The following is a 20,626-nucleotide window of genomic DNA, read 5'->3' on the forward strand; positions in this document are numbered from 1 at the left end:
CTAAGGCGTTATTCTTAGGCGCTTGGTTGCCAGCGGATATGGGTAGCCAGGGTGTGAGACTCACCAGGGGCCAGCGTGACCTGGTCGTCCAACACATTAGCGGCCTCAAGGCAGACCATGGTCAGGTAGTCCTTGTCATTAAAACGAGATAATCGTTTCGACTTATCTATCCAGGGATTCCACAAGATGGCCGAGTGACTGTTTTCACGGCGTACTTCTATGGTGCCGTTTGGCGTATGCAGCAGTTGGCAATCCCCCAGTTGGCTGTAGACTCTGTCCGTTTCCCGGTCAAAGCGTACCTCATCGCCATCCTGAGTGTAGGGGCCTTCACCAAATTCGATATAGTTCGCGCCACTAAAGCCACTGGCTTTGAGCTGATGAATATCCTCGATGGGAAAGTAAGTATGCAGTGCTTGCGTCAGGCTAAAAGGGGTCTCGCCAAGGTTGGTGTTAACCAGTCTAACGCTCAAGCTGTCGCTTAAGTTGAAGATGAGTTCAACGCGGCTCTGGTGAGGCCAATACTGCTTATCTGCATCATCGACGGTGAGACTGAATTTAAGTTCTAGCGCTTGGTCTTGCATCTGTACTGCATCGAGTTGCCATAAGCGAGTGCGGGCAAATCCATGTTGTGGCCATTGGGGATTTTCATGCATGCCGAACCAGGGCCAACAGACGGGGATACCGCCACGAATGCCACTGCCGGGCTGGAAATCGTCGGCGCTGGAGACCCAGAGTAAAGGTGCTTGGCCTTTTGGCTGAAAGCGCTCTATCTGTGCGCCCTGCATAAAGATACGTGCTTGACAGAGATCGGTATCGACCTCGACATATTCGAGTCCTTGGGGATGTTTTTTAATGGTCACTGAACCCATATTGGCTCCTCATGGTTTAAGGCTTGGGCAGGAAAAGTCTATAACGACTTAGCTTACAGAGTTTTGTGCTTCAGGATAAGTATGACCTTGATTGTTTTTACGGTTTTGCTGTTTTGTAGTGAAAACAGCGTGCCGATAGGGCTGTTTTTTTAAGCCGATTTGGGTAAAGTGGTCGGAGCACTATTGTTGAGTGAGCGCTAAACTGCTCAACTGTACCTGTTCGTTTTGGAATTCGACAAATAGAAGGAAAATGGAATGCCAATCTATCAAGCTCCACTGCGTGACTATCAGTTTATTCTCTCTGAACTCCTTAATGTGTATCAGCGTGATGATCTTCAGGGATTTGACGACATCGATGCCGAACTTGGCGACGCCATCTTACAAGGCGTCGCCGACTTTACCACAGAGATCATGCTGCCCCTTAACAGCGTGGGCGACCTTGAAGGCTGCCAACTGGTCGACGGCGAGGTAAAAACCCCAGCAGGGTTTAAAGATGCCTATCGTCAATATATCGATAACGGCTGGGCGACGCTGACCAGTGACCCTGAGTATGGCGGTCAAGGGCTGCCTGAATGTATCGGGGTGTTTGCCACCGAGATGAAGACGGCGACCAATATGGCCTTTGCCATGTATCCGGGGTTGACCCATGGGGCCTACGCCGCGATCCATGCTCACGGCGGTGAAGCGTTAAAGGCTAAATACCTTGAAAAGCTAGTGTCGGGTGAGTGGACCGGTACCATGAACCTTACCGAGGCCCACGCCGGCACTGATCTGGCGCTACTGCGCACTAAGGCCAAGCCTGTAGGGGAAGATACCTACGCGATTACGGGGGAGAAGATCTTTATCTCTTCGGGCGATCATGATCTGGCCGATAACATAGTCCACCTGGTGCTGGCGCGCTTACCCGATGCGCCCGCTGGGGTGAAGGGGATCTCCCTGTTTGCCGTGCCTAAGTATCTGATCAATGACGATGGCAGCTTAGGTTGCCGCAATGGCGTCGAGGTGAGCGGCCTAGAGCATAAGATGGGGATCCACGGCAACTCTACCAGCGTCATGGTGTTTGACGGCGCAATTGGTGAGCTGGTGGGGGAGCCACATCAAGGCCTAAGAGCCATGTTCACCATGATGAACGAGGCCAGACTCGGGGTGGGGGTACAAGGCTTGGGCGTGTCTGAGATAGCCTATCAAAATGCCTTAAGCTACGCCAGGGATCGCTTGCAAGGCCGTGCGTTAAGTGGCGTAAAGGCTAGCGAGTCTCCCGCGGACCCGATTTTGGTACATGGAGATGTCAGGCGCATGTTGATGGCGCAAAAGGCCTTTAATCAGGGGGCGAGGGCACTCATGGGCCAGCAGGCGCTTTGGCTCGATGAGTCTCATCGCCACCAGGATAAGACCCAGGCGGCCAAGGCGGCCAAACTGGCAGCGCTGTTTACCCCAGTGGTGAAAGGCTTCGTTACCGATCAAGGCTTTAAAGCCTGTGTCGATGCCCAGCAGGTTTACGGCGGTCATGGCTATATTCATGAGTGGGGCATGGAGCAGTTTGTGCGCGACAGCCGCATCGCCATGATCTACGAGGGAACCAATGGGGTTCAGGCCTTGGATCTGGTGGGGCGTAAGTTATTGGGTGATAGAGGGGAAGCGCTCGGCATTTGGTCTGAGATGGTGAAGCCATTTGTGGCCGAGCATCTCTCAGATGAGACGTTGAAACCCTACCTGCTGCCGTTGATGGAGGCCAGCACAGATCTTGAAAAGGCGACCCACTTTATCGTCGAAAACGGCGCCAAACAGCCCGACATTATCGGTGCGGCGTCCATGCCCTATATGCAGATCTTAGGGATTGTCGCCCTGGGCTGGATGTGGGCCCGCATGGCGGTAATGGCTCAGCAGGCACTTGAGCGTGGTGAGGATCAAGCCTTTTATGCCAATAAGCTGGTGACGGCGACATTCTACATGAACTACTGGGCACCTCAGACCTTGAGTCTGCGCCGCCAGATAGAGCGCAGTAGCCAGCAGTTATCTGAGTTGGTCGATAGCGACTTTGATTAACAGTAAAAAGGGCCGAGAGGCCCTTTTTTATGGCTAGTGTTTTGTTCAAAGCTTAAGGTCTAAGCTTAATTTGTCTGGCACTAGCGGCTAAAACATTAGCGGTTAAAACGTTAGCGGTTAAAACGTTAGCCGCTTAAACCTTAGCGGCTGAAATGGAGCAGGCGATTGTTGGCTGGCATTGGATGATCGGCGATCAGGCTCAGACCCGCCTCATTGGCCAGTGTGGTGATCCATTCTATGTCGCGAATGCCACTGTGAATATTGCGATGTTTTAGCCAGATATCGAATTGGCGATTACTCTCACTGGTATATTGATTGTCATAGTTAAAAGGCCCATAGACACAGAGTGAGCCCTTATCGCTTAAGTGACGATCGACGCCTTTAAAGAAGTCGACAACCATGGCCTGACTCATGATGTGCAGGGTGTTGGCGCTGAAGATGCCGTCGATCTCTGCCTGTTCTAGTGGCCAGGGGGCGGTAACATCCAGTGCCATCGGAGGATGGATATTCTTACCGCCTTGCAAGGCGATGCGCTCGCTTAAGGGACCTAGATACTCTGCTTGATCACTGGGATACCAGGTAAGATGCGGCAGGTGCTGGGCAAAAAATACCGCGTGCTGACCTGTACCACTGCCTATTTCAAGTACCTGACGGGTTTGGCTAAAGCTCTGTTTGAGCACGGCCAGGATAGGATCTTTGTTGTTTTCGCAAGATTGGGAGTAGGGAAGTTGACTGAGCGACATGATGCAAATGATTGGTGAACTGTGATTGCCAATCTACGCTATTTTGCGTTCTGTTCGCAAGCCAATAAAAAAGCGCCCAAAGGCGCTTTTTTCGGTAGGAATCGTTACTTGGCAACAGGCTCTGTGGTCAAGTCGATACGATAGACGGCAAAGCCTAGCGAATCAGGCTCAGCGAGTTTTTCCATCTTACGTAGTTGGTTTTCACTGATGAACTTGTCGGCTTTGTCGCTGTTTTGCGTTTCGAAACGAATGTCCAACGCAACCTGGGTGTTGATGGTCTTAAAATCCCAGTTGTAGTCGGCGCGTGGGTCAACCATGTCATCATAGCCGCCCTGATCGTTTGGCTTAGACTGCGCCGTGATATAAGCCGCTAACGCCTCGCGGTTGGTGTCAGGCAGTTCCATCACAACATAATCAGAACCCGTACCGGCAAATTTACCGCCGAACGCGCGGTAGTTATTAGATGCCACGATAAATTCCTGACTGTTTAGCGCTTCACCTGTGATCACCTCACCGTCCGGTGTGGTGTAGGCAAGATCGACGATGCGATTCGCATTTTCGTTGCCTGCAACGATTGCGCAGTCGCGGTCAAACTTACTCGGCTGGGTGACATCAATCTTATAGGTTACGCCATCGATCACATCGAAGTTGTATGTTGGATGGCCATTCCAGTTGATCAATGACTGTGGTGCACTCGATGTTGGGTCAATCTGGTTGAACTGGTTGGCACTACATTCTAGCCAGTCTTTCAGTTCGACACCTGTGAGCTTCACCGCCACCATAGTGTTAGGGTAGAGGTAGAGATCGGCAGCGTTCTTAAAGGTTAGATCGCCAGCATCAACCTGAACAAATTGCGAAGCATCGGCCTCGGTCGCATGGCGACCACCCGCTTTAAAGGGGGCTGCGGCTGACAGTACAGGGATCCCTTTTAAGGATGTTGGTAGCTTGGCCGTGACCTGGGCAATTTGCGCGTCGGACACTATCTGCACCGTTGGGTCATCCTGCACTAAGGTTAGGAAGCTGTACATCTCGGCAGCGGCGACACCAATAGGTTCATCGACAAAGGCCAAGGTGCCCTGGTGTTCCAGCTCAACCGCATCGTGAATGTCTTTATCTGCCTGAACTAACTCGACTTTGTTGGCACCGTCATAGATAGGGCGTGCTTCGGTTTGTGCATCGGTTACCGACCAAGCGCCATCTTTGAGGGTGAGTTTAAGGTCAACCACCCCTAAGTTATCGCCCCAACGGCCAGGCATGACTGCAGCAACACCATTGAGCAAACCTTTTTCCACGTCGGTATTAGGCAGATCGGCATAGTTGGCATGAGGGAAGATCGAGTGGCTGTGACCAAACATGATGGCATCGATGCCTTCAACATTGGTGAGTGCGAACGTGGCATTCTCGGCCATAGGATCGCCAGGGTTTTCTGATGAACCTATACCAGAGTGAGGAATGGCGATGATCACATCGGCACCTTCAGCCTTCATTTTTGGCACGAAAAGCTTGGCGGTTTCGATGATATCTTTGGCTTCAACCCTGTCCGTCAGGTGCTGCTTATCCCACAGCATGATTTGTGGCGGTACAAAGCCGATATAGCCAATCTTGATTGTGTGTTCGCGGCCTTCGGTATCAATAACCACTTTTTCTTTGATCAAATAAGGCTTAAACAGGTTTTCGCCGTTTTTGACATCGTTCCAGCAATCATCTGCCGCGCAGTAGACGTTAGCGTTGATATAAGGAAATTCTGCACCACTTATCGCCTTTTCAAGGAAATCCAGGCCATAGTTAAACTCGTGGTTACCAATATTGCCAACATCATAGTCTAAGGTATTCATTGCCTTATAGGCAGGATGCACGTCACCCTCTTGTAGACCGACTTTGGCCATGTAGTCGCCCATTGGACTGCCTTGTAAAAGGTCGCCATTGTCGACTAATACAAAGTTGGGGACTTCTTTACGGGCTTCATGGATCAGGCTGGCGGTGCGAGCCAGACCAATAGTAGGATCCACTTTTGATTGATAGTAATCAAAGTCCATGATGTTGGTATGCAGATCTGTGGTTTCCAGAATTCTCAGATCGACACTTGCCGTGGTAATTTTGTCATCATCGTCATCATTCCAGCTACAGGCGCCAAGTCCGACTGTCGATGCGATAACAACTGCTAATAGTTTTTTATTAAACATAACCATCAATCTCTATTATTATTTTTGACCCCGAAGCCAACCTAGTTAGCTTCATGTGTGAACTTAATCACATCAGCTCTTTATGATTAGAGCTTTTGCTTCAAGTTCGGGCTCAATTATAGATAGATGATATGTAAAAACTATGACATCTAACGTCCTTTAGGTATCAATTTGTATCGAACTGCTGCTTGTTTGTTCGGTTAGCTTGCGGTGTGTTATTCCATTGTTAATTAAAGGTATTTTGTAGGTGTTTTATTCGGTTTGTAAGTTAATGCTAAAAAAGCTGCATCAGTGGTAGGTAATGTCGCTATACATAGGAGCCAACTTTGCGAGTAGGGCATTTCTTGTTGAGATCGGAATATTTTGCTGCTTCATTGCAGCGATCAGATGGCCAACAATAGCATCGAAGTCAGCTTGGGTAATATTGAGTCCTTGGTGGGAATTAAACATTGTTTCACCTTGATAGTTGCAGGCCCCGCCGGTAACGACACATAGGTGCTCAATAAATCGCTGCCTAAAAATCGCAATGTCAGTTTGTTCAAAGTGGTGACGAATGAGTTTATCGTTGGCAATATTTGTTAGAAAGTTATCGGCGATAAGGGTGATCCCTTCTGTTTTTCCCAATTGCTCGTACACAGTGGTGTTGCTACTAGCACAAGCTGTGAACATCAATACTAAGCCAACTAGCAAGGCGATAGAGGGAAAGCGGTGTGGTTTACTGTGCTGGTTTATACGTCTAATTAGGTTCATCATAAGGCTCCTTCAATCGAGATATACCAGCCTTGCTGATTTTCATAGCCAGCAATGCTACCAAGGTCCGTATAGGCAGTGACGACCGAAAGGTGCTTATTCACAAACCAAGCGAGAAAGATATCTTGCCAGTCGTCTTCGGTAGCGAAGCTGAGTTGATCTGGCTTTTGCCGATACTCGTAACCGATAGCCAAGTTATCGGTGAGCAAGAGTGCGGCTGAACCTTCAAATACCCACTGGTAACTGTCGTCTTTAGTGTTGCCAAAGCCCAAGAGTCCTATTTGGTTGGCTTTTGTGGCTCTAACGGTCGCATTGAGTAACAGGTTTCTTCCTGCGATGGCATCGAAAAAAAGTTTGCTGGCCGCTACATAGGCATCTAATCCCGAATCATCTTGGGCGCCTACAGCCTGTGGGATGGTAAAATCATCGACCCGTTTATATTGCAGCCCAAGGGTCAGTTGAGGTATTGCGCTATATAATAACTCGCCAGCCAATTTGTATTTCACGCCAACAATATCTTGTCCCAGTTCACCACCTAAACTGTCTAAATCGAAGGTTTGTTTGGCAATACTGAATTCAAATCGATTATCGATAGCTAAAGATGCACCCACCACGCGTAAACTAAAATCATCGACCGATACCGAGGTCAGCATTGCGGTCGCGGACCATTCGCCGCTACTGGCATAACCATTAATCACCGCCCAAGGAACGATACCGCCCCCCGCGCTGCCCTCTATGGTACTCGCGCCCCCTGTTGCGATGACTTTACTTGTCTTTGCCAGTGCGCCGCCACTTAATAGGGTGAGCAGTATTAACGAGGAGAAAGTTCTTAATTTCCACATAGAGGCACCCTATTCATGTTCGGCTGGCTTAGTCTCTGATTTGGCTGGCTTAGTCTTTGATTCGACTGGTTTCGTCACTGAGTTGAATTTCTGCACCCATTGTCTGAAATCAGGGGCTTTTAGCGGTTTGGCGTATACATATCCTTGTATGCTGTCGCATTGGAGCTTGCGTAAAATATCGATACCCGCGATGGACTCAACCCCTTCGGCGACAACTGACAGATTGAGCCCTTTAATGAGTTGAATACTTGTTTGCACTATCATCAGATCCGTGTCATTGAGGTGGATATCTTTGATGAAGCTGCGATCGATCTTAACTTCATCTACTGGCAACATTTTTAGGTAGGCGAGTGATGAGTGCCCCGTTCCAAAGTCATCAATTGAGACGTGGATCCCGAGGTCCTTAAATTGCGTCAATACATCAATGGCGGCTTGAGTGTCAGTCATGACTGCACCTTCAGTCACTTCAATGGCCAATGAAGAACGGGGGAGCCCATGCGCCGTTAATTGTGAGCAAATCCTCGCTGGCAAACTTTCATCGATTAAATCGTGTGCCGACAAATTGATTGCCACGGATAAATCCAGTCCTTCAGCGTGCCATTTTACCAGCTGAGACACAGCTTCTGATATTACCCATTCACTCACAATCGAGATGTTACCCGAGTTTTCAGCGAGTTGAATAAACTCATCTGGTGGAATAAAACCAAGAGTCGGGTGTTGCCAACGGATTAAGGCTTCGGCGCCATAACAAATGCCCTGTTGAATATTGATTTTAGGCTGATAAACCAGATGCAGTTGTCTATCTGACAAGGCTTCGGGTAGCTCTCTGACGAGTGCAAGTTCACGCTGATATTTTTCATCGGTTCCCACCTGATATTCAGCAACGCTGAGGTTCGATAAGCAAGCATGGTTGAGTGCGATTTCACCATGGCGTAGCAAGGTGTCGATATTATGATATTGATTAACCAAATTAATCATTCCCGCTCTTACCGTTAGGCTGATTTTCGAACCTTCAATGGTAAAGGGAACTGCCAATTTTAGTAGGAATTGTTCGATCGTTTTTTCGGTTAATGGCTCACCGAAAAGCAGTAAAAATGAGTCACCATCTAAGCGTGCTATAAGCTTGATATCGTCGCTGAGTGTCGCTAAGCGCTGAGAGAACAACAGCAATAACTTGTCGGCATTGGCAAAGCCGATAATGTCATTGATATGCCGAAAATGCTTAATATCGAGTAGGACTAGGCAGCCATTAAGCATACCTATTTTTTCCGTTAACAATTGTTTTGCCGCGAAGCGATTATAAAGTCCTGTGAGCGCGTCATGTTGTGATTGGTAAAGCAGCGCATTTTCACGAGTTTCAATGTTGCCTCGCATGATTGAAAGGGTATCGGCCAGTACTTGCAACTCAGCCGGTGCGCCATCAATCTTGTCGGGATTTTCACCCTGACCAACCCGCCGAGCGAAGTTGACTAAGGAATATATTGGCCGCGTTAACCCACGAGCAAACCAAGTGGCGATCGCAAATGCAAGCAGGGATGTAATGGCAAAAATCAACAGCATGTTATTTCGAAGTGACAGGTAGTTTTGCTGCCATTTATCCACTGATTGATGCAATATCGCCCACTGATTCAACCCGTGTTTATCGAGTTGTTGTACCACGGAAAGATAATCAAGGGGTAAGTTGTCTTGTACTGTGCTGTCGACATTTTCAACTTCTTGCAGTTGTTTCAGGACACTTTGTTGTTGTGTGGGCGGCAAGGTTGATACCATCTCTATGCGCTCACCCGATTGATTGACAAAGCTGATATCGATCCCCGTGATCCGTTTGGCCTGGTTTGCGACTGACGCATCGAGCAGAAACCCCATTCCAACCCATGCGATCAGCGTAGGGGCTTTTACGGGTTGCAGTACAAATTGATAGCTAGCATGGTCGAAATTGAGAACAGCAAAGTCACTATTGGCACTTTGAGTCAACTTAAACAGTGAGTCTATGTCACGCTGCTGGAGCTGTGCGAGACTTGATGAAAGGAGTCTTCCATCAGGAGAGAGTAAAATAGCCGCCGCTGCACCAATACGCATGCCATGGTTACTCAATACTGATTCGATCGTATCTTGTTCTTTGGTCGCAACGGCTCGCTTAAAGCCAAAATCAGCGCTGAGCACTGATAAGCTTTGATTAAGCTGTATGCTTCGATTCAATAACATTTCAGCAAATACGTTGGTACCGATCACTAAACTCTGTTTTTGCTGTTGCCGATTATCCTTTAGGGTCGCGCTTAAGACGAAGGCGGCGGTAGCGAGCTGCACTAATGTCAGCAAAAACAGAAAAACGATGATAAGTCGGTTACGGAAGCTATTTTGTATCATCACTGACTTATTCGGTTACGAGCTGGCTAAAACCAGCTGGGGGCGAAGAGGGTTTTGGTTGGTGCTTGATTTGTAACTCTAGTGAAAGTGACTGAGGCTCATCAAATACCGTCAGCGGGAGCCGTTCTGAAACGCTTAGTTGCCACGGGTGCCAGAGTTTGACCTGGTAATTGCCTTTGGGAATATCGTTTAACACTAAATGGCCACTGTCGTCAGTAACGCCGACATAGGGGCCTTTAGCCACATAGATAAAGGCTTGCATATAGTCATGAATATTACAGCCGATGGCAACTAACCCCGGCTTATCGAATAACACAGGTGCTTCCGCTTTCCCCACATATAGCTTTAATTCAAAAGGCTTGGCCTCTGAAAATGAATACACGTGATGGCGTGTTTTATCTAGATTCGGAAAATCGACTTTAGCGCCCTGGGGAATAGCCAGTACAAATGGATTGAAGGTTCGATTTTGCTGCTTTATCTCATAATGTTCAGTCTCTATTGGGTTTGGCACTGCTAGCGTCTCTTGCGCCGAGATCAGTTCAACTACTGCGTCGGCAATGGGGCGGGCCTGACTATCTGAAATATCGATCTTAATGCTTGCGCTGTGGATCTGAGCGGAAAACATCAATCCGAAAAGTGTGGGTAACATTAATTGTTTTAGCATCAATTTTTCTCAGTTCATCAGTCAAAACCGAACATGGGTTAGTGTCTGTTAAACAATTGTTAATATCAATGTTTTACCATAATAATAAGAGTCTGTTAAACCTTGCTGCTTAATATTCATCTTTAATAACGCGGTAGCGCATTTTGCATCTATAAGCTTAGCGCTATTTTGCCTGTGGTGGGCGTTCAGCCATTTTATTAGGGCCGCCGACAGGGTTATCTATTAGGTTTTAGTGTTTAAGGTAGGTTGTAGAATAACAATGATGCTCAGAAATATGAGCATCAATACAGATAAGAAAGTGACCGACTCAGCGAGGGTTTTGCGCTTTCGATATGGTATTAATCAAGGTAAAGCAAGAATAATCACATTCTTGCTTTACCAGCGTTAACGCTCGTTGAGCGATCATCTTTATATTGATAACAGATTATTTTGACAACAGTCCTCGGCTGCGAAGCAGGGGTTCTATACCTGCTTCTTTACCACGGAACTGCTTGTAAAGTTGCATAGGATCTTCACTGCCACCTTGAGACAAGACGTTGTTTCTGAACGCGTCAGCAGTGGCTTTATCGAAGATGCCATTCTCTTTAAAGGCCTCGAAGGCATCGGCGCCTAATATGTCAGACCAGAGATAGCTGTAATAGCCGGCTGAGTAGCCACCGGAGAAGATGTGCGAGAAGTAGGTGCTGCGATAGCGCGGCGCGATCTCCTCAATCAGTCCCATCTTACTCAGTGAATCGGCTTCAAACTTGGCCGCATCTTTGGGCTCGAAGTCGCTGAGAGTGTGCCAGTCGAGATCCAGCTTAGTCGCTGCCATATATTCGACAGTCGCAAAGCCTTGGTTAAACTTGCTGGCTGCGCGGATCTTCTCAACTAACGACTGAGGGATCACTTCACCTGTCTTGTAGTGTTTGGCAAATTGGGCCAAGACTTCAGGCTGGGTCATCCAGTTTTCCATCACTTGAGACGGAAATTCCACATAATCGCGCGGCACAGAGGTGCCTGATTGTGAGCGATACTCGACATCTGACAGCATGCCATGCAGCGCGTGACCAAATTCATGGAACAGTGTGCTGGCTTCATCAAAGGTCAGTAGCGCAGGTTCGTCTCCCACTGGACGTGGATAGTTGAGGACATTGACTATGATAGGCTTAGACTCCACATCGTGCATCTTATACTGCTTGCGATAGGAGTTTGCCCAAGCGCCGCCACGTTTGCTGTCGCGCACATAATAGTCACCCATAAAGATCGCCATTAGCGAACCGTCTTTGTCATACACTTCCCAGGTGCGCACCTCGTCATTGTACTTGGGCAGATCTGTGCGCTCCTTGACCGTAATACCAAACAGGCGATTAGCTGTGTAGAACACGCCTTTAAGGGTGTTTTCCAGCGAGAAGTAAGGGCGGGTTCCCTGTTCGTTAAAGCTGTATTTGGCGACACGGATCTTGTCGGCATAGTACCACCAGTCCCAGGCTGCCAGCTTGAAGTTGCCACCCTCGGCGTCGATTAGCTTTTGCATCTCTGCCACTTCAGCCTTGGCTTGAGCCAGTGCTGCTGGCCAGACTTTGTCGAGCAGGCCATAGACGTTTTCAGGAGTCTTAGCGGTGCGCTCTTCGAGCACGAAGTGGGCGTGGCTCTTATAACCCATCAGCTGGGCACGCTCGGCACGCAGGGCCGCCATTTCTGCCAAGATTTTCTTGTTGTCATGGGCGTTGTTATTGTTACCGCGCTCTACATAACCCTTGTAGATCTTCTCACGCAACTCGCGATTGTCGGCGTAGGTGAGGAAAGGGGTGATAGAAGGACGTTGAGTGGTGAATACCCATTTGCCTGGGTGACCTTTCTTTTCGGCGGTTTGCGCCGCAGTGTTGACTGCATCCTGTGGCAGACCGGCCAGATTGGCTGGATTGTCGATCACCAGCTCGAAGGCGTTGGTTTCTGCCAGCAGATTGTCACCAAACTCCAGGCTAAGTTTACCTATCTTCTCATTCAAGGCTCTGAGCTTAACCTTGTCAGCTTCGCTTAAGTTGGCGCCGCCACGGGTAAATGCCTTATAGGTATCTTCCAGCAGTTTTTGCTGAGCCGTGTTTAGAGATAAGCTATCGCGTTGTTGATAAACGGCTTTCACACGCTGAAACAGCTTGTTGTTTAGTAAAATATCGTCACCGGCCGCCGACAGCATAGGTGAGACCTCTTTGGAGATAGCCTGTAACTGGGCATTAGTGTCTGCGCTGGTCAGGTTATAGAAGACGCTTGCCACCTTAGTGGTTAGCTTGCCTGAATACTCCATGGCTTCGATGGTGTTGGTGAAGGTTGGCGCGTTTGGATTATCGATAATCGCCTGGATCTCAGCCTTCTGCTGGGCGACACCCGCCTTGAAGGCTGGTAGATAATGCTCTGGTTTGATCTTGTCGAAATCAGGAATGCCCATAAAGGTGTCATAGGGCTTAAAGAAGGGGTTGCTGGCATTGTTATCTATGATGCGCTGAGCGACCACATTGGGTGTAACTTCGGCTTCCTGACTAGCACCTTGCTGAGCACTACAACCACCTAGTGCTATGGCAAGGGCCATAGCTGATACGATTGGCTTGAGGGTTAATCCCTTCATATTTTTTATTCCCCGATAATTGGCTTGTTTGATGGCCGTGATCTAGCGTCACGACTCTTGGCGTAGCCGATTAGGCCGTTAAATTTGCCAACTAAAAATGTAATGTTAGCTGGCACGAAACTGTTCATTATCATGGTTCTGAAAGGTAAATCTATCGCTTTTGTGTTTTGTTTGTAACAAATGTTTTGAATTGGCTGTTTCTGCCTCCTAAATGCACACAAATGTGGCAAAATGCTTCATCTTTAAATTAACAATCATAAGAATAAGATGAAGTCTATTGCCCCTTTAGCAACAGGTTTGACCGCCTTAGCCCTACTGCTGACAACTTCTATGCTTCAGGCTCATACCCCAAATAATGCGGTAAAGATCTCGCCTTTGGCCGATGAGGTCGCGAACTATGCCATGCACACCTACGGTGAGCAGACAGTTAGCGCACTATCGAGTCTTATTCCTTTTAAGACGGTGGCCACTGAGGGGCACACGCCCTTGACTCATCCAGAGTTCATTGGCTTCAAGGCGCAGTTAAAACAGCTGACTGAAAGTCTGGGGCTGGACTATAGTGACCGGGGCTATGTAGTGCTCATCGGCCTTGGGCAGCAGTCTGATAAGTTAGGGGTGATCACCCATGGTGATGTTCAGCCGGCAGATCCCCGCTTTTGGCAACAAGATCCTTTTACGCTCGACACTCAGTCTCAGCCTGGTTATTTGATTGGCCGTGGCACTGAGGATGACAAGGGACCAATAGTCACCGCCCTTTACGCCATGAAGGCCATAAAAGATAAGAGATTAGCACTCAATCGACGCATCGAATTGATGGTCTATCTGGCGGAAGAGTCAGACTGGGAACCTTTGAGGGCGTTTCTCACCGAATTTACGCCGGCTGAGATTAACATCACCATAGATGCCGAATATCCAGTGGTCACTGCCGAGAAGGGATGGTCCGAGATCCGTTTTACTATTCCTAAGATGGGAACAGTAATCGAAACGTCAGAGATTGTGCCAAGTATGACTGAGTTTCGCGGCGGCGCCTTTGCCAGTCAGGTGCCCCAGCAGGCTAAGGCGCAGCTGGATAATATCAGCGATGTTATCTTTGCCAGTCTTAAGCGCAAAGCGAAAGCACAGTCAGGTATGCATTATGATTTTAGCCGCCAAGGGAACAGGCTAACCATAACGGCTGAGGGTAAATCGACCCACTCCTCAACCCCTGAAGATGGGGTGAATGCCGTGACACATCTGGCGGCCTTGCTCAGTGATATCGACTTTTCTGTCAGTGAACCGGCGTTGACGGTTAAATTTATCAACCAGATGGTGGGGCTTGGCCTCTATGGCGAGCAGTTTGGCGATATCGCCTATCGCGATGAGTTTATGGGGCCCATGACCCTAGCCGCGACCTTAGTAAAGCCTGGCGAGTCCGGCACTGAGATCGTACTGAATTTACGTCGGCCCTTAGGCAAATCTCTAAAGCAACTTGACGCCGAGACCCAACAGGCCTTAGCTCAGTGGCAGCGAGAGCAAGGCGTTCAGCTACAAGCCATCCAGACCTACTGGGGCGAACCTAAATTAATGGACAAGGCGCCTCATCTGCAGACCTTGCTGTCTGTATTTGGGCACTTTACCGATACACCATCACCCAAGCCTGTGGCCATTGGGGGCTCAACCAATAGTAAGCTCTTTCCTAATGCTTTGAGTTTTGGCCCTGCTATGCCAGGCGTGGAATATACCGGCCACAGTGAACATGAATTTATCACCAAGGCGCAGTTTATGCTGAATCTACAGATGTATACCGCCGCTTTTGTAGAGCTGGCTGTGGCGGGCGAGCAGGCTAAGCCACTTGAGTCGGCTACGGCCGATTAAGCCTGGATAACGGCTCAATTGTTTTTAGGTGAGCTGTAGCTTTTATTGATAATTATCAATGACCTTATCGTGACGTTGACACAGTATGGTTAACGTCTTTGTACCCAGAAGAACAAGAATATGAAAAATAACCAACCTGTCACACAAAAAGAGAAGGTGTTTGCCGACGACACTATCTTGCTGTCGACCACAGATCTTAAGGGCAAGATCAAATATACCAACCCCGGATTTAACCAAGTTTCTGAATTTACCCAAGAGGAGTTGTATCGTCAGCCCCACAACATAGTGCGTCACCCGGATATGCCCGCCGCGGCGTTTGAGTCTATGTGGTCGCGACTCAAGCAGGGTAAGCCTTGGGTCGGGATAGTCAAAAATCGTACTAAGTCAGGCGATCATTATTGGGTGAATGCTTATGTGGCACCGGTATTTGAAGCGGGTCATGTGCATGAGTATCAATCGGTACGCAGAAAAGCGACCCGGGCGCAGATCGATAACGCTCAGGCCATCTATGGGGTGCTTAACGCGGGCAAACAGCCCAAGGCGATGAAGAAGGCGCCGTTAGGGTTTGCCCAGCGTCTCGCTCTGCTGTTGCTGATCAGCTTGATAATAGGTGTCGTGCTGACGAGCTATTCGCCGATACTGGCCTTACTTGTTGCCGCTTCTTTCGGGCTGGCGGGGCTCTATGTCGCCCTTAAGCCGTTCAATGCCCTGGTCGAGCAGGCAAAAGGCATTGTCGACGATCCCCTTGCGACGGCGGTGTACAGTGGGCGCCAGGATGAGCTGGGTAAGCTGAGCTTTGCTTTGCAGTATCTGCTCACGGAAACCGGCGGCGCAGTTGGACGCATGGCAGATTCTGCCGAGTCGATTCAGCATTTGAGCACAAGTTTGAATGAGACCATCAACCACACCCGAGAACGTGCCGACAGTCAGAGCCAGCAAACCAGTCAGGCGGCCACTGCGGTGGAGGAGATGAGTGCCAGCTTTAACGAGGTCAGTCAGAATATTCAGCAGGCAGCCCAGGAGATGTCGATGAGCCATCAGGCCGCCGAAAAGGGACATGAGCTGCTCGAAGAGGTGATTGTGGCCATTAAAGGCCTGCATCAGGAAGTGAGTAATTTCTCCGCCGTCGTTGCCTCTATCGAGCAAGATAGCCAGGAGATCAACGGGGTGCTTGAGGTGATCCGTGGTATTGCTGAGCAGACAAACCTACTGGCTCTTAATGCGGCTATTGAAGCGGCCAGAGCCGGTGAGTCTGGCCGTGGCTTTGCAGTGGTGGCCGATGAGGTGCGCCAGTTATCGAGTCGTACCAGCGAATCCACCAGTCATATTGAGGCGATTGTCAGTAAGTTCAGGGACAGTACCCTAAAGGCGAGTCAAACCATGCAAGCGGGACAAAGTCAGGCTGAGCGTTCTGTCGGTCTGGCGCAGCAGGTCGACGCCTCATTTGAAGATCTTCGCGCCGCGATCACCAATATCAACCAGATGAGTGATGCTAATGCGGCCGCAATGAGCCAGCAGACTGCGGTGGCTAACGAGATCAGCCAATCGATTCAGTTGATCAATGAGTTGGCGCTGGCGAGTCTGAGTCAGACTCAGGATGCGGCCGAGCGGGGTGAACAGGTCGCCAGGCTATCGGCCAAGACCCAACACCTGTCGCAGCAGTTCTGGCGACAAAGCCTTGCCAAGGCCAAATGAGTCTTACTTGAAATCCAGTAAAACAAAAGGGAAGCTTAGCTTCCCTGTTTTTATGTGAGAATCTGGCTTAGTAGCCTGACGTTGCACTACCCGCACGGCGGGGATCTGAGGCGCCAAATAAGCCATGGTCAGTGACCATTATCGATTGGGTGGAGCCAATCGCATTTTTCACATTGACCTTGTGACCTTTGGCTTCGAGCAGTGAGATGGTGTCACGATTAAGGCTCTTTTCTACTCGCAGTTCATCGGGCAGCCATTGGTGATGCACCCGGCTGGCATAGGTGGCTTCGGCAATATTGTGGCCGTGATCGATCACATTCATGATGATCTGCAAGGTGGTGTTTATGATGCGTGAGCCACCTGGGCTGCCTGTGACAATAAAGGGCTTACCTTCTTTCATCACTATGGTTGGGCTCATTGAGCTGAGGGGGCGCTTACGGCCCTCGACGGCATTGGCATCACCACCAATCAGGCCATAGCCATTGGGCACACCAGGTTTGGCCGAGAAGTCATCCATTTCGTTGTTCAGCAAAATGCCTGTGCCTTCGGCCACCAATCCTGAGCCATAGCTGAAGTTGAGGGTATAGGTGTTAGCCACCGCGTTGCCCCACTTATCGACCACTGAGTAGTGAGTGGTTTGTGGACTCTCATAGTCTGTGATTTTGCCGGGAGTGATCTCGCTACTTGGTGTGTAGCGGTTAATGGCGATCCCTTTGGCACGCTCTTTTGCATAGGCCTTGCTGGTAAGCGTCTCTACCGGCACCTCAACAAAATCTGGGTCTCCCAAGTATTCACTGCGGTCGGCATAGGCGCGTTTCATCACTTCGGCCATCAGGTGTAGCGTATCTGCTGTGTTGTGACCCAGCTTGGCGATGGGATAAGGCTCAAGCATGTTGAGCATCTCGATAATATGGATGCCGCCAGAAGAGGGAGGCGGCATTGAAATTACCTTGTAGCCACGGTATTCGCCCTCGACGGGTTGGCGCTCAATGACCTGGTACTGTTTGAGATCCTCAAGGGTCATGATACCGCCGGCCTGAGTGACGCTGGCAACGATCTGTTTTGCGGTTTCACCCTCATAGAAGCCCTTGCTGCCATGGTGTTTGATGAGTGTTAGCGAATGGGCCAGTTCTTTCTGGGTGAGGGTGTCGCCTATCTCGAAATTACTGCCATCGGGCCGATAAAAGATCGCCTTAGAGCTTGGCCACTGGGCGATGCGGCGCTTGAGTCCGGCAAGGGAGCTGGCAAGATCCGGAGTAACCTTAATGCCTTGCTGAGCCAGTTTAATCGCCGGGTCAATCACCTGCGCCATGGTCATGGTGCCATACTTGTTCAGCGCGAGCTCCATACCCATTACCGTGCCAGGTACACCAACGGCAAGGCCATGTTCGCGGCTCAGCTTAGCGACGGCATCGCCTTGTTCATTGAGAAAGATATCCTTATGGGCGCGCTCGGGGGCGACTTCACGGTAGTCGATTGCAATTGTCTTGTTGTCTTTTGCAAGATGCACCAACATAAAGCCCCCGCCGCCTATGTTGCCGGCTCTTGGCAGGGTAACGGCTAGGGCAAAGCCGACCGCTACTGCCGCATCGACTGCATTGCCGCCTTGTTTAAGAATGTCGACGCCGACTTGAGTGGCGACAGCCTCTTGGCTGGCGACCATGCCGTGTTTGGCCCAAACAGGCTGCACAGTGGCGCTGTGGCTATAGATAGAGGTTTCGGTAGCATGGGCAAATTGCCCGGCAATGAGCGGTAGGCTGAGGCTAATGGCAAAGAGTAAGGTTTTTATTGGACGCACACGGGTTCCTTAATGTTTAAAATAATAAGAGTGTTTCAAGTAATAAGAGTGTTCAACTAATACGCGCGTTAAGAGTAAGAAGAGTGATAAGAAGATTCAGCGTGTTAAGCTACTGAGTCAGTTATCTTGGTTTCAATGTGCCGATTATCACAGCTGAAATCAAGCCATCTTTTTAAGGAGCACGCCTTGGCGGCATCATATTCGATTCAGTGTGTTAGTCAAATCGCCACCCTGGGGGCGCCTCTATGGAATGCCCTGATGGGAGGCGCCAACATGGGCGAGGCTAACCCTTTTTGTCGTTATGAGTATCTATTTGCCCTTGAGCAGAGTGGCTGTGTGGGAGAGCAGACAGGTTGGCGCCCCATGCACCTGGTGGTCAGCGAGGCCGGGCAAGAGAAGGCTAGTCATCAGGCTAGTGTTAAAGGCGATGACCAACAGATTGACCCAACTAAGGTGCTCGCCGTGATGCCTCTCTATCTTAAGGGGCACTCCTATGGCGAGTATGTGTTCGATTGGGCCTGGGCCCAGGCCTATGAGCGACATGGTTTGGACTATTACCCTAAGCTGGTCAATGCTATCCCCTTTACTCCGGTGACCGGCCCGCGTATCGGTCTAAAGAAGAATCTGTCCGAGGTAGAAACAGCTCAGGTGATCACCGCGATAGGTGAGTTTCTCGATGAGCTGTTGCAGGCTGGTGCGGCGTCGGGTTGGCATAGCCTGTTTTTGCAGGAGCCCCAGCGAGTCAGTTTGATGAAACAGGGGCATTTGCAGCGCCTCGGCACTCAGTTTCACTGGTTTAACAGGGGCTATCGCCAGTTTGAAGATTTTCTAGCGGCCTTGACCAGTCGCAAACGTAAATCGATCGTCAAGGAGCGCCGCCAAGTTGCACAGGCCGGGCTGAGCTTTCGTTTTGTCAACGGCTCGGAGATATCAGCGGATGAGCTCAGTCATTTTGTGCGCTGTTATCAGCGCACCTATTACAAACGCTCTGGCCATCAGGGTTATCTGAATCAGGCATTCTTTAAGCAGCTTGTTGACTCCATGAGCGATAGCCTTCGGCTGCTGATCGTCGAGCGCTCAGGTGATGATAATCGCTGTCAGCCTATTGCTGCCGCCCTCTATTTTTTAGGTGCCGACTGCCTCTACGGGCGATATTGGGGCACGCTACAGGAGATAGAAGGGCTGCATTTTGAGGCCTGTTATTATCAGGGGATAGAGTATGCCATTGCCAAAGGTTTGCAAAAATTTGATGCGGGCGCGCAGGGGGAACACAAGGTGCTGCGCGGCTTTGAGCCGATAGCCACCTATTCGGTGCATGAGATAGGGCGCAGGGAGTTTCGCCGCGCCATCGCCGATTTTCTTATCGAAGAGGAAACGGCGGTAAAGACCTATATGGGTGAGCTAACGGGGATATTGCCCTATAAAGAAAAGACCTAGTTCAGCGCTCCCGCTAAGTTTAAACAAGCGTGCTTGGCCATTAGGCTAAAATCATCGAGCCTTAACCCAGGGCTAACCAGATCCCTACGCCTATCATGAGCGAACCGGCAATGCGGTTGAGCCATTTAATGTTATCGCCCTTAGCCAGAAACAACTTGAGTGACTTGCCGCCACTGGCGTAGACCAGCATGCTGACAAATTCTGTCATCATGATGATAGCCAATAACAGACTCAGCTGGGGGGCCACAGCGCGCTCAACATCGATAAAAGGGGGCAGCAGGGAGATCATAAAGGCCCAGCCCTTAGGATTAGCAATTGCCGTAACAAAGCCTTGGGAGATCAGCGCTTGTTTGCTTATCTCCATCTGTTGGGTGTCCAGGCTGGCCATCTTGCCCTTGGCACGCCACATCTGAATGCCGATATAGCCAAGATAGGCGCCGCCGAGCCACTTAAGCATCTCGAAGATCTGTGGATAGTTGAGCATCATGGTGGCAACGCCCATCACAGCGGCAATCGCTACCAGGGCGACCCCTACCAGTTCACCTATCATCATCCACAGGGTGCGACGCACGCCTATGCTCATGCCCAGCGTCATAGCCAATGTCATACACATACCAGGGGTGATAGAGACAAAGAAGAAGGTGGGCAGAAAAACGGCAATAAGAATATGTTCTGACATCTCAGGCGCTGTATTGGGAGTGACTAGGCAGGCTAGTGTAGTGATTTCTGACGCCGCTGCAAACAAAAAAAACCAGCCTGGATGGCTGGTTTTT

Annotated in this window: 14 protein-coding genes; 4 read left to right on the forward strand and 10 right to left on the reverse strand. The window is 49.8% G+C overall.

The genetic code is table 11. The annotated features are described in order from the left end of the window. Positions 1 to 14: 14 nt before the first annotated feature. Complete coding sequence (locus NY07_RS03750) at positions 15 to 869, reverse strand: D-hexose-6-phosphate mutarotase (RefSeq protein ID WP_033538032.1); 855 nt, start codon at positions 867 to 869, stop codon at positions 15 to 17. A 255-nt stretch (positions 870 to 1,124) separates the two neighbouring features. Between NY07_RS03750 and NY07_RS03755 the strand changes: the two genes are divergently transcribed. Then, positions 1,125 to 2,915 carry an acyl-CoA dehydrogenase C-terminal domain-containing protein gene (locus NY07_RS03755; RefSeq protein ID WP_033538033.1) on the forward strand — a complete coding sequence of 597 codons (1,791 nt, stop codon included), beginning with the start codon at positions 1,125 to 1,127 and terminating at the stop codon, positions 2,913 to 2,915. A gap of 140 nt (positions 2,916 to 3,055) precedes the next feature. Here NY07_RS03755 and NY07_RS03760 read toward each other — a convergent pair whose 3' ends face one another. From NY07_RS03760 to NY07_RS03790, 7 genes are all read right to left on the reverse strand, one after another. Then, the gene (locus tag NY07_RS03760) at positions 3,056 to 3,658 is read right to left on the reverse strand and encodes a DUF938 domain-containing protein (RefSeq protein WP_033538034.1); all 603 of its coding nucleotides are present in this window, start codon (positions 3,656 to 3,658) and stop codon (positions 3,056 to 3,058) included. 104 nt (positions 3,659 to 3,762) lie between these two features. After that, on the reverse strand, positions 3,763 to 5,841 hold the full coding sequence (locus tag NY07_RS03765; RefSeq protein ID WP_033538207.1) for a bifunctional 2',3'-cyclic-nucleotide 2'-phosphodiesterase/3'-nucleotidase: 2,079 nt from the start codon (positions 5,839 to 5,841) through the stop codon (positions 3,763 to 3,765). 288 nt (positions 5,842 to 6,129) lie between these two features. Then, on the reverse strand, positions 6,130 to 6,594 hold the full coding sequence (locus tag NY07_RS03770) for a group I truncated hemoglobin (protein WP_081953764.1): 465 nt from the start codon (positions 6,592 to 6,594) through the stop codon (positions 6,130 to 6,132). Next, entirely contained in the window at positions 6,591 to 7,433 is an 843-nt protein-coding gene (locus tag NY07_RS03775; protein ID WP_033538035.1) for a DUF3034 family protein, read from the reverse strand. The genes NY07_RS03770 and NY07_RS03775 overlap by 4 nt, the downstream gene beginning before the upstream one ends. 9 nt (positions 7,434 to 7,442) lie before the next feature. Continuing rightward, entirely contained in the window at positions 7,443 to 9,797 is a 2,355-nt protein-coding gene (locus NY07_RS03780) for a putative bifunctional diguanylate cyclase/phosphodiesterase (RefSeq protein WP_052125498.1), read from the reverse strand. A gap of 10 nt (positions 9,798 to 9,807) precedes the next feature. Then, a complete protein-coding gene (locus NY07_RS03785; protein ID WP_052125479.1) occupies positions 9,808 to 10,464 on the reverse strand; it encodes a methylamine utilization protein in 657 nt (218 codons plus the stop codon). Positions 10,465 to 10,888: 424 nt separating this feature from the next. Then, the gene (locus NY07_RS03790) at positions 10,889 to 13,069 is read right to left on the reverse strand and encodes a M3 family metallopeptidase (protein ID WP_033538036.1); all 2,181 of its coding nucleotides are present in this window, start codon (positions 13,067 to 13,069) and stop codon (positions 10,889 to 10,891) included. Between the two features lie 330 nt (positions 13,070 to 13,399). On the opposite strand from NY07_RS03790, the gene NY07_RS03795 reads away from it, so the two are divergent. Next, entirely contained in the window at positions 13,400 to 14,923 is a 1,524-nt protein-coding gene (locus NY07_RS03795) for a dipeptidase (protein ID WP_235363894.1), read from the forward strand. A 120-nt stretch (positions 14,924 to 15,043) separates the two neighbouring features. Beyond that, entirely contained in the window at positions 15,044 to 16,618 is a 1,575-nt protein-coding gene (locus NY07_RS03800) for a methyl-accepting chemotaxis protein (protein WP_052125481.1), read from the forward strand. A 67-nt stretch (positions 16,619 to 16,685) separates the two neighbouring features. On the opposite strand, the gene ggt is transcribed toward NY07_RS03800, so the two are convergent. After that, positions 16,686 to 18,416, reverse strand: a complete 1,731-nt coding sequence (ggt, locus tag NY07_RS03805) for a gamma-glutamyltransferase (RefSeq protein ID WP_033538037.1) — start codon at positions 18,414 to 18,416, stop codon at positions 16,686 to 16,688. A 135-nt stretch (positions 18,417 to 18,551) separates the two neighbouring features. On the opposite strand from ggt, the gene NY07_RS03810 reads away from it, so the two are divergent. Beyond that, positions 18,552 to 19,853, forward strand: a complete 1,302-nt coding sequence (locus tag NY07_RS03810) for a GNAT family N-acetyltransferase (RefSeq protein ID WP_081953765.1) — start codon at positions 18,552 to 18,554, stop codon at positions 19,851 to 19,853. A 61-nt stretch (positions 19,854 to 19,914) separates the two neighbouring features. Here NY07_RS03810 and NY07_RS03815 read toward each other — a convergent pair whose 3' ends face one another. Next, positions 19,915 to 20,532, reverse strand: a complete 618-nt coding sequence (locus NY07_RS03815; RefSeq protein ID WP_033538038.1) for a LysE family translocator — start codon at positions 20,530 to 20,532, stop codon at positions 19,915 to 19,917. Positions 20,533 to 20,626: the final 94 nt, after the last annotated feature.

Origin of the sequence: Shewanella sp. ECSMB14101 (assembly GCF_000773485.1) — a bacterium.
GTDB lineage: Bacteria > Pseudomonadota > Gammaproteobacteria > Enterobacterales > Shewanellaceae > Shewanella > Shewanella marisflavi.